Origin of the sequence: Anaerophilus nitritigenes (genome assembly GCF_004138215.1) — a bacterium.
In the GTDB taxonomy this organism is placed as follows: domain Bacteria; phylum Bacillota; class Clostridia; order Peptostreptococcales; family Thermotaleaceae; genus Anaerophilus; species Anaerophilus nitritogenes.
This window is the reverse complement of the sequence record NZ_RYYS01000063.1, coordinates 1-12,328: the sequence shown is the minus strand read 5'-3', so window position 1 is coordinate 12,328 and position 12,328 is coordinate 1. Positions and strand designations below refer to the sequence as shown.

Here is a 12,328-nt window from a genome sequence, read left to right as displayed (position 1 = left end):
ATGGAGAATGAAATGATAGAAGTTATAGAACAAAAGGCTATACTAGTAGGAATGAGTACAGGAAGTAATAAAGAAATAAATATTGAAAGTTCAATGAAAGAACTAAAAGAATTAGCACAAGCAGCAGGAGCAACAGTTATTCATGAGATGATACAAAATAAACAAAAAGTTGATGTGGCATTTTACATAGGAAAAGGAAAAGTTGAGGAAATCAAAATTCTTTGTGACGAGATGGATGCTAATCTAGTTATTTTTAATGATGAACTTTCAGGAGCACAAATTAGAAATCTTGAAGAGGCTATGGATGTAACAGTAATTGATAGAACCATTTTAATTTTAGATATCTTTGCACATAGAGCTCAATCTAAAGAAGGAAAGCTACAAGTAGAATTAGCTCAGCTTCAATATAGATTGCCTAGACTTGTAGGACTTGGAAAATCTTTATCTAAAACAGGTGCAGGAATAGGTGCAAGAGGTCCTGGCGAGAAAAAACTTGAATTAGATCGAAGACATATACTAAGTAGAATTCATGATATTAAAAAAGAGCTTGAAGAAGTTAAAAAAAATAGGCAAATTCAAAGAAAACAAAGACAAAAAAATGAAATTCCTATTGTAGCATTAGTTGGATATACCAATGCAGGGAAATCTACTTTGATGAATGAATTTATGAAAATATCAGGAACTATAGAAGAAAAAAAAGTATATGTAAAAAATATGTTGTTTGCAACACTAGATACGGCTCATAGAAAGATAGCATTACCTACTAAAGAAGAATTTATTCTTATTGATACAGTAGGATTTGTCAGTAAGCTTCCTCATGCATTAGTAGAGGCTTTTAAAGCAACCTTAGAAGAAGCACAGGATGCAGACTTACTTCTTCATGTAGTAGATGCTACAAATGATGATTTTAATATGCAACTAGAGGTTACTGAGAAAGTATTGAAAGAATTGGGAATTAAAGAGAAGAATACGATTTTGGTATTTAACAAGATTGATCAAATAGATGATAAAATACTTCCTCTAAAAGAAGAGTCTATTCATTTATCTGCATTAGAAGGAATAGGAATGGGTAATCTTATTAACCTCATAAAAGAAAAGTTATTTATTCATATGAATAATGTACAAATGCTTCTTCCTTATGATCAAGGGCAAATTGTATCTTATCTTTGTGACAAAACAAAAGTGCAGCAAAGGGAATATAGAGAAGATGGAGTTTATATAAAGACTTGTTTAGGCTCTGTAGATTATAATAAGTACAAAGGATATATTTTAGAGGAGTAGCAAATATGAATGATAGTAAAAATCTATGGACAAATATAGATTTTTCTAAAGATTATAGGATTACTTATCTTTTATATAAAGAAGGAAAAAGCATTGATTTAATTGCTAAGATTCGAAGAATGAGTGAGGAGCAGGTAAAAAAAGAAATTATTTTAGCAAAGACAGAACAGTTCCAAATAAAAGACTATGAAAAATCTATTTTAGAAAAAATGCTTGAGATCAGTAAAGAAGAAAGAATCAAAATAATAGACAATATGTCTGTAGAGGAAAAAAAATATTTAGGTAAAAAGATTTATCATTCTTATGAAAAAATAAATCATGCAGAAGATAAAATAGTGTTGATTTGGATTATTGGAGAACTAGGACTTTTGCCATTATCTAAAATTTTGTATAAAGATATAAGTCATCCCCATGGAAATGTAAGAAGAATGGTTTGTTCAGCTTTATATAAGCTTGGGGATGAAAAAGGAGTTTTTTATCTACATAAAGCTTTATTAGATAAAAAACCACAAGTCAGACAATATGCTGCAAAGGCTTTGGGAAAAATAGGAAATGAAGAATCTAGTATGAGATTAAAAAGACTTATATATAATCCTAATGAAAAAGAGTATGTGAAAAAAGCTTTTCATGAAGCTATAGATCATATTGACAGGAAACTAAAAAAAATTTAGTGAATTATTTTTTTAGTTTCCTCTACTACTTGGGCAATGTTTTCATAAGCTTGTATGGTACCTTTTGCTACAATGGGTCTGCCAAATTTGACCCAGTGTAATCTTCTAGAAGAAAAGCCTCCAATACGCATAAGTGTATTTACACAGGGAATAGTATTGACAAGAAGAAGCTGTTCACTAGAATTTTCCAATATTTTCCACATGTCGATTATGGAAGATAATACAATATTAGGAACAAATTGTCTACCTAATGTATAGATTAGATTTCCCCATTCATCTGTACCTCTATAAATAATTTTACCTGCATCTTTTTTTTCCAAAGCATCAAAAAAAGGCACCTTTAAAAGATCATATTCGTTAGGAACATAATCTGAAGGAAGCATATTTAAATGAATGGCAGCGGCTGTACAAGAGGAATGGCATCCACCTACACAATGATAAATGATATGCATCATAATCACCTCCAAGGGATTTTTATTTAGTATGTGTGAAAAAGAATTGAATTATGAAAAGATCATGTATTTTTTAGAAAAAAAGAGATATAATACAATTAAAGAAAAAATTAGAAAATAAGAAATAAAATTTTCTGAATAGTCTTGAAAAGTGGGAAAATATAGTATATGATAAGGATATATAATATGAAGGGAGGCATGCTCCATGCTTTTTAGAAATTGCGCCGGAGGCGTAGTATTCTTTGAGGAAAAGGTTTTGCTTTTAAAAAATGAAAAAGATGAATGGGTATTACCTAAAGGAGTAATTCGTAATGGGAATCTCTCAAGAGATGTTGCCATCAACCGTGTAATGGAAGAAGCGGGTGTAGATGCAACAATTATCTCGACGGTGGGAGAAACTTGTTACGAATTTTTTTCATTAACGAGACAAAAACCTGTTTGCAACCAGATTATTTGGTATTTGATGCGTGCCGTAGATACAAATTGTAGATTGAATAAAGAGTTAGAATTTAAAGAAGTAGGATTTTTCAACATAGATGAGGCATTAGAGAAAATTACATATCCTCAGGATCATTCTTTAGTATATCTTGCCTATGAACAATATAAAGATTTGGTAGGAGCAGAAATGATGGTATAATAAAACAAGAGTAGTTTAAACTACTCTTGTTTTATTATTTGAAGGATTGTTTAACTTTATCAATAATGCTTTTCATGGAGGAGGAAAGGTATGCTTAAAAGATATAAAACTATATTAGAATATGCTCAAATAGAACATTTAATTGAAAAATCAAGATTTATAGGATATATAAAGCCTGTAGAGAATGAAGAAGATGCTATAAAATTTATTGAAGACATAAAATCTATACATAAAAGTGCTACTCACAATGTTCCCGTATATATGATTGGAGAGAATAATGAAATACAAAGATATAGTGATGATGGAGAACCGGCTGGAACAGCAGGAGTACCTATATTAGACATGTTAAAAAAAGAAGATATTAAAAATGTAGCCATTGTTGTTACAAGATATTTTGGAGGAATCAAATTAGGAACAGGAGGGTTGGTGAGAGCTTATACCAATACTGCAAAACTTGTTATGGAAGAAGGCAAACTGATTGAAAAGGTACTTTATGATTTGATAAAAATAAGAATAGATTATACAATGCTTGGAAAAGTTCAAAATGAAGTATTAAATGCAGGCTATATTATCAAAGATACAGTATTTGATGAGGCTGTGAATCTATATGTGTATTCTCCAGTACACAAAAGTGAAGAAATGATCAATATGCTTCGAAATCTTACGAGTGCTAAAGGTGAAGTAAAGATAGAAGATACTTTATATTTAAATGAATTAAAAGGAAAAATCTTAAAGGATTGGTAAAGAAAAAAGTCGTAAAGTTAGTTACGGCTTTTTTCTTTATAAAAAAACTCATAGATTCCCATCAAAAATAAAAAAATACCAAATAATTTTCTCAAAAGAATAGGTGAAAGACGAACAGCTAAAAAAGAACCCAAAATAGCACCTATAATTCCTAAGCCTATTAAAGGAAGGGATATTTTTGTCTCAACATTTTTATTTTTGAGATGTGTAATCAAAGCAACCAATGCTACAGGAATGAATGAGATGAGATTTACACTTTGTGCTTGTTGTTGAGTAAGGGAAGTGAAAAATATTAAAGAAGGAATCAAAATGGTTCCACCTCCAATTCCCATACCTCCTATGATTCCTGAGAGAAGTCCTATTAATATCAACAATTAAAACACCATCCTTACAGAGGCTACAATCATAAATAAAGCGAATATTTTTCTAAGATATTTTTCAGGAATTTTAGAAAGAAGCTTTGCACCTATATATCCTCCTATAATACCTCCTATAATGATCTGTTTTGTAATATCCCAAGCAATAATACCATTGCTTAGGTAGATAAAGGTACTGACAATGGCAAGAGGTAAAATGACAGATATGGCTGTTGCATGAGCTTTATGTTGCTCAATATCTAGTATAAATAATAAACCTAAAATTAAAACCGTACCTCCCCCAGAACCAAAAAGTCCATTAACAAGACCAGTGAGAATACCTAATGCAATAAACCTAAAAGTAAATAAATTTTTTTTCATGAATTCACCTACATCATTATTAATAAATTACCTATATTATATAGTGTGAGCTATTAAAGATATTTTATGAGTCTATTGACGTATTTATAAAAATATTATAAAATAAACACATAAATTCCGATAAGAAAGCTATGAATTGGAGGTATATTATGAAAATAGCTAATAATATTGTAGAATTAATAGGAAATACACCTATCATAAAATTAAATAAACTTGTTGGAAAAGATGATGCAGAGGTTTATTTAAAGCTTGAATCCTTTAATCCAGGAAGTAGTATAAAGGATAGAGTAGCGCTTAATATGATTGAAGTAGGTGAAAAGGAAGGTTATTTAAAAGAAGGCTCTGTTATTGTAGAACCCACAAGTGGAAACACTGGGATAGGACTTGCTATGATTGGAGCTTCAAAAGGATACAAAGTAATTTTAGTCATGCCAGAAACTATGAGTATAGAAAGAAGAAAGCTATTAAAAGCATTTGGTGCAGAGATTGTACTTACAGATGGAAATTTAGGAATGAAAGGGGCTATTGATAAAGCCAATGAGATTGTAAGCAAAAATCCTTCTTATTTTATGCCACAACAATTTGAAAATAAGGCAAATCCACAAATCCATAGAAAGACTACTGCACTTGAAATTTTAGAACAAATGGATAGAGATTTTGATATGTTTATCTCAGCGGTAGGAACAGGAGGAACACTTACAGGGATTGGTGAAGTACTAAAAAAAGAAATGACCAAAGTCAAGGTAGTAGCAGTTGAACCTAAAAATTCAGCAGTCCTTTCTGGTCAAAAGCCTGGACCTCATAAAATTCAAGGAATAGGCGCAGGATTTATTCCTAAAATTTTAAATACTAATATAATTGATGAAGTTGTTCAAGTAGAAGATGAAGATGCTTTACAAACAGCTAGAATAATAGCAAAAGAAGAAGGCATTTTAGTGGGGATTTCATCGGGAGCAGCTATTTATGGAGCAATAAAAAAGTCAAAAGAATTAGGAGCAGGAAAGAAAATAGTTGTGATTACACCAGATTATGGAGAACGATACTTATCGGTTGACAACTTTTATCCAGAAGCATAATATTAGGGTGGCGAAAGCTACTCTAATTCTTTTACAATTCTTTCTATTTCTTGTTCTCTAATAGATTTTTTATTTGTTTTTATATTAATTTTGTCTTGTGACTTCCATCCTGCTATTCCTAAATTTTTATAACTTATCAGATAATTAAATTTATCATAGATTATTATTTCTTGTATAAGAGAGTTTACTAAATCCTTTTTCTCTATATTGTTTGAATCTTCATATATTCCATTAAAATTAATTAATAAATCTATAATTGTATCGTCTATGTTATCATTTTTGCTATTTGTTTGCTGTAATACTTGTATTTGTGTTTTATAATTACTTACATTTTCTTTTAATTCATCCGAAGAAATCATATCCATCAAGTAAAGATTTTTATACTTATCTATAAGAGATTCTAAACGTTTTATTTCACTTTCTATATCCATACTATTACTGTTGTCTAAAATAGGTTTGTCATAGCTTAAATTAGCATTTGTTATATTTTGTTTTAATTTTTTTATAACAATAGGATGTATTAATTTGGTATTTATACTACAATTATTTTTACAAAAATCTTTTCCAAATTCATCTCCAGAAACACATTTATAATAATAAGATTTTTTACCTGTCATTCTTGGTCTTAATTTATATCCGCAATCTCCACATATTAAGATACCACTAAGTAGATATGATCTTTTATTTCCATATTGATTATTTACGTTACTATCTAGTATTCTTTGTATTTCATTATATTCTTCTTGTGACCATATAGGTTTATGTTGCCCCTCGAAAATTTCCATTTTATCTTGATCTTTACCTTTTAAGTTCCATCTTAAATTTCCCATATAGGTAGGGTTACGCAATATTATTGATATAGCTACTCCTGAAAACTTTCTCCCTTGCTTGGTCATATATCCCATATTGTTTAATTCTTGTGCTACTTTATAGCATGATCTATATTTAAAGTATAAGTCTTTAATTAAATTTACTAATCTTGATTCTTCTTTATTTATTATGAGTGTTTTAGTTTCACTATTGAGATCATATCCTAAAGGCAAAACTCCACCTGGCCACAATCCTTGTTTGGCTATATGCCTATTTGAATAAAAAATTCTTTCTCCTGTAAGTTCTCTTTCGAATTGATTGATTGCCCCCAAAATATTCCTTATAAGCCTACCACTTGCCCCCTCTCCTTCTGGATCTTTTATCCCAATGAATTTAATACCAAGATCATCAAATTTGCTAAGAATGACACTTTGTTCTTCTATATTTCTGAATATCCTATCTAACTTGAAAGATATAACCATGTCGAATAGCTTTTTCTCAGCATCAAATATAAGCTCCATCATACCTTCTCTATTTTTCAAACTTCCACCAGATATACCTAAGTCCTCGTACCATTTCAATATTTTTATATTGTTCTGTTCTGCGTATTCTTCTATAATATCTTTTTGCACCTTTGGACTTTCTTGTTGTTTATCTGTACTCATACGAATATAACCCACACCTATTTTCACGATATCCCTCCTTGGTAAAATTTACATATATAATTTTGTTGAAAATTGTTGAAAAACATCAAATTTTGATAAATAATAAGAATAAAAATATTAAGAAGGTGAGAGATTTTCTTAATCTTAAATGTAATCTAAAAGATATAAGAAAAAAACATAACATGAGCCTTGATAAGCTTTCTGAAATTTCTAATGTATCAAAATCTACTCTTTCAGATATAGAAAATAATATAGTTGATCCTAAAACATCTACAGTTTTTAAAATCACAATTGCTTTAGATATAAAATTTGAAGAACTATTTGAGATTATAGAATAGTTCTTTTTGTCGAATAAAAGTTTTTTATGACTACTTTTGCGTATTCGCCCTAGCGAACGAAATCCATGCTAGAGTATTAATGTAATTAGTGAGTTGTAATGTTTTAGTAAGAGGTATATAATAAAACAAGAACATATGTTCGGTTAAAAAATCAAAGGAGATGACACAATTGAAAAAACTAATTCAAAAAATAGTTAAAGCAATAAAAGAAAAAGATGGTACGAAAGATGTTGATGTAATTATTGAAAATTTATATAAAATAAAGCAAAGCGACCAATAAAGGTCGTTTTTTATATTCTTGATAATTCTATAGCTTTTTTAATCATATTGAATAATCTGTCTCTTTTTTCTTCTGTAAGTTTTTCGTTTTCTTTTATTTCTCCCATATCTATTAGAACTTTTACTAATTGTTCAGCTATTTCTATTTTATTTTTATCATCAGAGTTTAAATCGTTATCAATTATTTCTTCATTAAATAAATATGAAGTAGAAACACCTAGACAGTCAGCTATTTTGTTCAAAGTTTCAGAAGTAGGATTACTTTTATTATTTTCTATATCACTTATCGTTGATTTACTTAATCCAGTCATTTCTCTTAAGTTCATTATAGAATAACCCTTTGATTTTCTTATATTTCTAATTCTTTCACCTAAAGACATTGTAACCCCTCCTATATAAGTACGATATACCGTACCTATATTATAACATTTAGTTCGGTAAAGTAAACAAGAAAATTAGAGGAAAATTAAGGAAAGTACAGAGAAACGAACTTAGTTCGATATAATGGTAAAAAACGTTCGGTTTTAAGGTAAAACGCAAATTGAATATAGTTCGGTATAGTGGTAAAATTTAATCAGAAAAGAGGCGATACAATTGAATAATAACATAAAAAAAATTATTGAAATGAAGGGACTTACAGCAACAGAAGTTATTGAAAAAACTGGATTTTCTAAAAGTTATTTTTATGATGTGATGAAGGGTGTTACTGTTCCAAGTTTAATAAATTCTAGAAAATTATCTAAAGTTTTAGATGTTCATTTAAACGAACTATTTCCAGAAGATGAAAAATAAGTAAATTAATTGAATTAAAATGGAGGGATTAAATTGACAAAAGAATTAAAAGAACATTTAGCAATAGTAGCACGTATACAAAAAGCGATATTAAAAAGAAAACTTCAAGGAGGTAAAAAATATGAATAATTTAATTGCAAAAGAAAGAACAGTTACTTTGGATAGTAGAGAAGTAGCTGAAATGGTAGGAAAGCAACATAGTAATTTATTGAGAGATATCGAAACTTATATTCAATATTTAGGTCAAAATTCAAATTTGAGTTCTGATGAATTTTTCATAGAGAGTAGTTATCAAGCAGGGACTGGAAAAGAGTATAAATGTTATCAAGTAACTAAAAAAGGTTGCGAATTCATAGCACACAAACTTACAGGGCAAAAAGGAGCAATATTTACAGCTACATATATCAATAAATTTCATGAAATGGAACAAAAGTTAGCAACATCAGTACTTCCTACAGGTGTACAAGCTATAAAACTAGTCAACCAACAAGTAGGAATGTTAGTAGGAGAAGTAGAAAGCATTCAAAATAGGGTTTCTAGTTTAGAAAACAACATGACAATTGACTATGCACAACAAGAAAATCTATCTACAAGGGCAAGAATGAAAATTGTACAAGCATTAGGTGGTAAAGATACCCCTGCATATCAAAAACTTAGTAAAAAGGCTTTCAGCTTGTTTTGGAGGGACTATAAAAGATATATGAATGTAGCAAGTTATAAAGATACTCCAGTTAAAGAAATAGACAAGGCTTATAAATTTATAGATAATTGGGTTCCTACATCTGAATTAGAATTAATGATCTTAGGAGCCAATAGTCAAATGAGAATGGTGAAAGTATGACAATGAAAGTAATTATATCAAAAGAATATATATCAGAAAACTCAATAGAAAAAGTATGTGAAATGGTGTTAAAACAAATTAATACAGATTTAAAAGAAATGCACCAAAAGGAAGTAACATCTTTTGATTGTAGTTTCAGCTACGACAGCAATAGTGAGAGTATTACTATCGTAGCCGAGATTAATTAGCTTTTAGATATTTGATATTCAATATCATTAGGAAAGATAGGGTTAGTATCTTTATGCCAAGTGAATAAATATGCTCCAACAATACTATGAGGATTATTTTCAGCAGCTAATCTATGAAATGTTATATCTAATTTCCAACCAAGTTTAAGTATAGAGTTAGCAAGCTGTTCTTTTTCTTCTTTGCTTTTTAGATGTCTAACATCAACTAATATTTCTGTTTTCATCAATTTCACCCCCTTTCTACAAAATTTTACCATATAGGGGCAAAAAACTAAAGGAGATGAGAGGATGCAAGAAATCTCAAAAGAAAAACTAGAATGGCTTAAGAGCATAGGTGCTGTTGATATAAAAAAATTTGATTATATGGTTGTAAGTAATGGACACCTATACTCATTAGAGCATTTGAAAAATAAATCCCTAGGAGAGTTAAAAGAAGAATATCAAACACTATATGCCAATAGAAGAAATAATAAGTTCTTTTGCCACATCAGTAATAAGAGGGATAGATAAAGCTGTAACTGGCTTAAGTTTTGTTTTGATATTTTCCCAAATAGTATCAGATTTAATTGATTGTAAAAATTCATGTCCTGAGTAGGTGATGTTACTGATGAGACAGATATAAGGAATTCCACCATCAGCAAATGTAATTCTACCGTCAATAAAGTTAATTTCTATTAGATTAAAGATGCAGTAGTAAATATCTTCTTTTTTGTAGTCTTTTAAACTATCAAAAGCTAAAATTTGATTCAAATCAATATGATTAAAAGATAAATTTTCATTAATTAAGAGATTTTTTTCTAATGAAAGAAGTACATCTCTTAAACAGTCATAGTTTAGAATCATAAATACCGTCACCCCCTTTCTACAAAATTTTACCATAGGAGGGCAAAAAACTAAAGGAGGTGTAAAAATGATAGATACAGATAAGCTCAATCAAAAGCAACAAGATTTATTTAGATATTACTGGAATGTGAGTTCTAATGAAATTAGAGCAGAAATATCCAAAGTAAAACCTTTTGGAGAAAAAGTAAAAGTGATTTTCAAAAATGGAAGTTGGATTCAAATTACAAAGTCTAGTTCTGGAGTGGTTTGGTACTAGAGAGGGGGTGAAAAGATGAATTACTGGGGAATGTTTTTTATAAGTACATTAGCAACTATGCCAATATTTGCTTATAAAATAGAAAAGACCTTATCAGACGGCCATCTGAAAAAGGTCAGTAGAAAAAATATAGTTACGAGTATTATAGCAGATTTATTTTAAAAATTCAAAGGAGAATACAAAATGTATAGACCAATTTGGATTAAGCGGGGACACGTTCCCCGCAAGAATCATAAGAAAATATTTACAATCACTTTGGCTTTAATTCTAACCATTATAAAGAAAATTATACATTGTCTTATGAAGTAGAGGGGGATTGAATTGGCAGAAGTAAAGTAGATTAAAATTACTACAACAATGTTTGAAGATGAAAAAATTGATTTTATAGAGAGTTTACCAGAAGCTGATGCAATATTAGTTATCTGGGTTAAATTACTGACACAAGCAGGAAAGTGTAATACTAATGGATTTATATTCTTGACAGAAAATATTCCATATACAGAAGAAATGTTAGCACATAAATTTAGAAGATCATTAAATACTGTTAGATTAGCATTATCTACATTTAAAAATCTAGGAATGATAGAAATGGAAGATGGATATTTAAAAATTGCTAATTGGGAAAAACACCAGAATGTAGAGGGATTAGATAAGATTAGAGAACAGACTAGAAATAGAGTTGCTAAGCATAGAGAAAAACAAAAGCTATTACCAAGTAACGTTACATGTAACGTTACAGTAACGGAAGGTAACGCAACAGATAAAGAATTAGATAAAGAATTAGATAAAGATAAAAACATAGCAACTAAAGTTGCTTGTAGCAGTAAACTGCAACCAGTAATGGAAGCATGGAATAAACTTAATCTTTCTAAGCTTATAAGCATAAAAGGAAACAGGGAGAAGATGTTGAGAGCTAGGATTAAAGATTACAGTTTAGAGAAAGTAATTCTTGCGATTGAAAATATAGAGGGTTCCGCTTTTTTAAAGGGGCAGAATGACCGAGGTTGGATTATTACATTCGACTGGTTAATAAAGCCAAACAACTTTGTAAAGGTGCTAGAGGGGAATTATAAGGATAAGGAAATTAAGAACAATGCAAATAGTAATAAATCAAAACAGCAATCTAAGAACAATGGATTCCATAACTTTGAAAGCAGAACTGGTAAATATACAAAAGAAGAATTAGAAGAAAAATTAAAACAGAAAATTTCGATAGGAGGATAAAATGGATAAAGAAAAGTTAAAAGAAATTTGTAGGGAAGCTGTAAAGGTTTATTTTGATGAAAATTGTACAGTAAAAGAAGCATTAGAAAAGGCTGAGAAGATATTAGAGGGGGCAGTAAAGTGATATTAATACCAGTATTAAAAAATAATAGAGATATTACAGAACTTAAAGAAAAACTAGAAGAGGAAAAAATAGAACTTGAAAAAGAAATAGATTCTTTTGAAAAATGTAGAAATGAAGAAAATGCAGGAAATATAGTAGAGGAGGCATTAGATGTTATTCAAGTAGCAGTAGGGGTTGTTGATATTATTTTAGAAAATTATCCTAAAGAAACAAGAGAAAAATTTAAAGAGCATCTTCCTAAACTACATAACAGAGGATGGAGGTTCAAGAAGATATTGAGTATAGAAGAAAGTTGATATAGGAGGGCATGATGAATATAGGAGATAGAGTGTACATCTGGGATACACAAAGCGACCTATTCATCAAAGAA

The 12,328-nt window shown here is 29.5% G+C and carries 21 protein-coding genes; 14 read left to right on the top strand and 7 right to left on the bottom strand.

Annotation, left to right across the window (positions count from 1 at the left end; translation table 11 throughout):
* Window positions 1-1,281 (top strand): GTPase HflX, encoded by a 1,281-nt coding sequence (gene hflX, locus EK368_RS09330; RefSeq protein ID WP_129598821.1) that lies wholly within the window; start codon window positions 1-3, stop codon window positions 1,279-1,281.
* Window positions 1,282-1,286: 5 nt separating this feature from the next.
* Window positions 1,287-1,952 (top strand): HEAT repeat domain-containing protein, encoded by a 666-nt coding sequence (locus EK368_RS09325; protein WP_129598818.1) that lies wholly within the window; start codon window positions 1,287-1,289, stop codon window positions 1,950-1,952.
* Here EK368_RS09325 and EK368_RS09320 read toward each other — a convergent pair.
* Window positions 1,949-2,407, bottom strand: a complete 459-nt coding sequence (locus tag EK368_RS09320) for a DUF3189 family protein (RefSeq protein ID WP_423243541.1) — start codon at window positions 2,405-2,407, stop codon at window positions 1,949-1,951. The two genes, EK368_RS09325 and EK368_RS09320, sit on opposite strands and share 4 nt — an antisense overlap.
* Window positions 2,408-2,609: 202 nt before the next feature.
* Here EK368_RS09320 and EK368_RS09315 point away from each other — a divergent pair, with 202 nt between their 5' ends.
* Both EK368_RS09315 and EK368_RS09310 read left to right on the top strand, forming a co-directional pair.
* Entirely contained in the window at window positions 2,610-3,041 is a 432-nt protein-coding gene (locus EK368_RS09315; protein ID WP_129598815.1) for an NUDIX hydrolase, read from the top strand.
* Window positions 3,042-3,131: 90 nt separating this feature from the next.
* Entirely contained in the window at window positions 3,132-3,785 is a 654-nt protein-coding gene (locus EK368_RS09310) for a YigZ family protein (RefSeq protein ID WP_129598812.1), read from the top strand.
* Between the two features lie 17 nt (window positions 3,786-3,802).
* Here EK368_RS09310 and EK368_RS09305 read toward each other — a convergent pair whose 3' ends face one another.
* A complete protein-coding gene (locus EK368_RS09305; RefSeq protein WP_279222275.1) occupies window positions 3,803-4,159 on the bottom strand; it encodes a TSUP family transporter in 357 nt (118 codons plus the stop codon).
* Window positions 4,160-4,522 carry a sulfite exporter TauE/SafE family protein gene (locus tag EK368_RS09300; protein ID WP_129598810.1) on the bottom strand — a complete coding sequence of 121 codons (363 nt, stop codon included), beginning with the start codon at window positions 4,520-4,522 and terminating at the stop codon, window positions 4,160-4,162.
* Window positions 4,523-4,671: 149 nt separating this feature from the next.
* Between EK368_RS09300 and cysK the strand changes: the two genes are divergently transcribed.
* Window positions 4,672-5,598 carry a cysteine synthase A gene (gene cysK, locus EK368_RS09295; RefSeq protein ID WP_129598805.1) on the top strand — a complete coding sequence of 309 codons (927 nt, stop codon included), beginning with the start codon at window positions 4,672-4,674 and terminating at the stop codon, window positions 5,596-5,598.
* 17 nt (window positions 5,599-5,615) lie between these two features.
* On the opposite strand, the gene EK368_RS09290 is transcribed toward cysK, so the two are convergent.
* Entirely contained in the window at window positions 5,616-7,100 is a 1,485-nt protein-coding gene (locus EK368_RS09290; RefSeq protein ID WP_129598802.1) for a recombinase family protein, read from the bottom strand.
* A gap of 98 nt (window positions 7,101-7,198) precedes the next feature.
* On the opposite strand from EK368_RS09290, the gene EK368_RS09285 reads away from it, so the two are divergent.
* Window positions 7,199-7,411: a helix-turn-helix domain-containing protein gene (locus tag EK368_RS09285; RefSeq protein ID WP_279222274.1), complete on the top strand. Its 213-nt coding sequence runs from the start codon at window positions 7,199-7,201 to the stop codon at window positions 7,409-7,411.
* A 290-nt stretch (window positions 7,412-7,701) separates the two neighbouring features.
* Here the strand turns inward: EK368_RS09285 and EK368_RS09280 are convergent, their stop codons facing one another.
* Window positions 7,702-8,070: a helix-turn-helix domain-containing protein gene (locus EK368_RS09280; RefSeq protein WP_129598796.1), complete on the bottom strand. Its 369-nt coding sequence runs from the start codon at window positions 8,068-8,070 to the stop codon at window positions 7,702-7,704.
* A 214-nt stretch (window positions 8,071-8,284) separates the two neighbouring features.
* On the opposite strand from EK368_RS09280, the gene EK368_RS09275 reads away from it, so the two are divergent.
* From EK368_RS09275 to EK368_RS09265, 3 genes are all read left to right on the top strand, one after another.
* Window positions 8,285-8,482, top strand: a complete 198-nt coding sequence (locus tag EK368_RS09275) for a helix-turn-helix domain-containing protein (protein ID WP_129598794.1) — start codon at window positions 8,285-8,287, stop codon at window positions 8,480-8,482.
* A gap of 121 nt (window positions 8,483-8,603) precedes the next feature.
* Entirely contained in the window at window positions 8,604-9,323 is a 720-nt protein-coding gene (locus tag EK368_RS15190; protein WP_129598791.1) for an ORF6C domain-containing protein, read from the top strand.
* On the top strand, window positions 9,320-9,511 hold the full coding sequence (locus EK368_RS09265) for a hypothetical protein (RefSeq protein ID WP_129598788.1): 192 nt from the start codon (window positions 9,320-9,322) through the stop codon (window positions 9,509-9,511). The genes EK368_RS15190 and EK368_RS09265 overlap by 4 nt, the downstream gene beginning before the upstream one ends.
* Here EK368_RS09265 and EK368_RS09260 read toward each other — a convergent pair.
* Both EK368_RS09260 and EK368_RS09255 read right to left on the bottom strand, forming a co-directional pair.
* The gene (locus tag EK368_RS09260) at window positions 9,508-9,735 is read right to left on the bottom strand and encodes a hypothetical protein (protein WP_129598785.1); all 228 of its coding nucleotides are present in this window, start codon (window positions 9,733-9,735) and stop codon (window positions 9,508-9,510) included. The two genes, EK368_RS09265 and EK368_RS09260, sit on opposite strands and share 4 nt — an antisense overlap.
* A gap of 223 nt (window positions 9,736-9,958) precedes the next feature.
* On the bottom strand, window positions 9,959-10,354 hold the full coding sequence (locus EK368_RS09255) for a DUF2513 domain-containing protein (RefSeq protein ID WP_165000401.1): 396 nt from the start codon (window positions 10,352-10,354) through the stop codon (window positions 9,959-9,961).
* Window positions 10,355-10,421: 67 nt separating this feature from the next.
* On the opposite strand from EK368_RS09255, the gene EK368_RS09250 reads away from it, so the two are divergent.
* The 5 genes from EK368_RS09250 (at window position 10,422) to EK368_RS09240 (ending at window position 12,254) form a co-directional block, all read left to right on the top strand.
* Window positions 10,422-10,610: a hypothetical protein gene (locus tag EK368_RS09250; RefSeq protein ID WP_129598779.1), complete on the top strand. Its 189-nt coding sequence runs from the start codon at window positions 10,422-10,424 to the stop codon at window positions 10,608-10,610.
* Window positions 10,611-10,625: 15 nt separating this feature from the next.
* Complete coding sequence (locus EK368_RS14905) at window positions 10,626-10,772, top strand: hypothetical protein (RefSeq protein ID WP_165000400.1); 147 nt, start codon at window positions 10,626-10,628, stop codon at window positions 10,770-10,772.
* Between the two features lie 177 nt (window positions 10,773-10,949).
* Window positions 10,950-11,834: a phage replisome organizer N-terminal domain-containing protein gene (locus EK368_RS09245; protein WP_341472789.1), complete on the top strand. Its 885-nt coding sequence runs from the start codon at window positions 10,950-10,952 to the stop codon at window positions 11,832-11,834.
* A 1-nt stretch (window position 11,835) separates the two neighbouring features.
* Window positions 11,836-11,958: a hypothetical protein gene (locus tag EK368_RS15260; RefSeq protein WP_279222273.1), complete on the top strand. Its 123-nt coding sequence runs from the start codon at window positions 11,836-11,838 to the stop codon at window positions 11,956-11,958.
* Entirely contained in the window at window positions 11,955-12,254 is a 300-nt protein-coding gene (locus tag EK368_RS09240) for a hypothetical protein (RefSeq protein WP_129598776.1), read from the top strand. Before EK368_RS15260 ends, EK368_RS09240 begins: the two co-directional genes overlap by 4 nt.
* Window positions 12,255-12,328 lie beyond the last annotated feature (74 nt).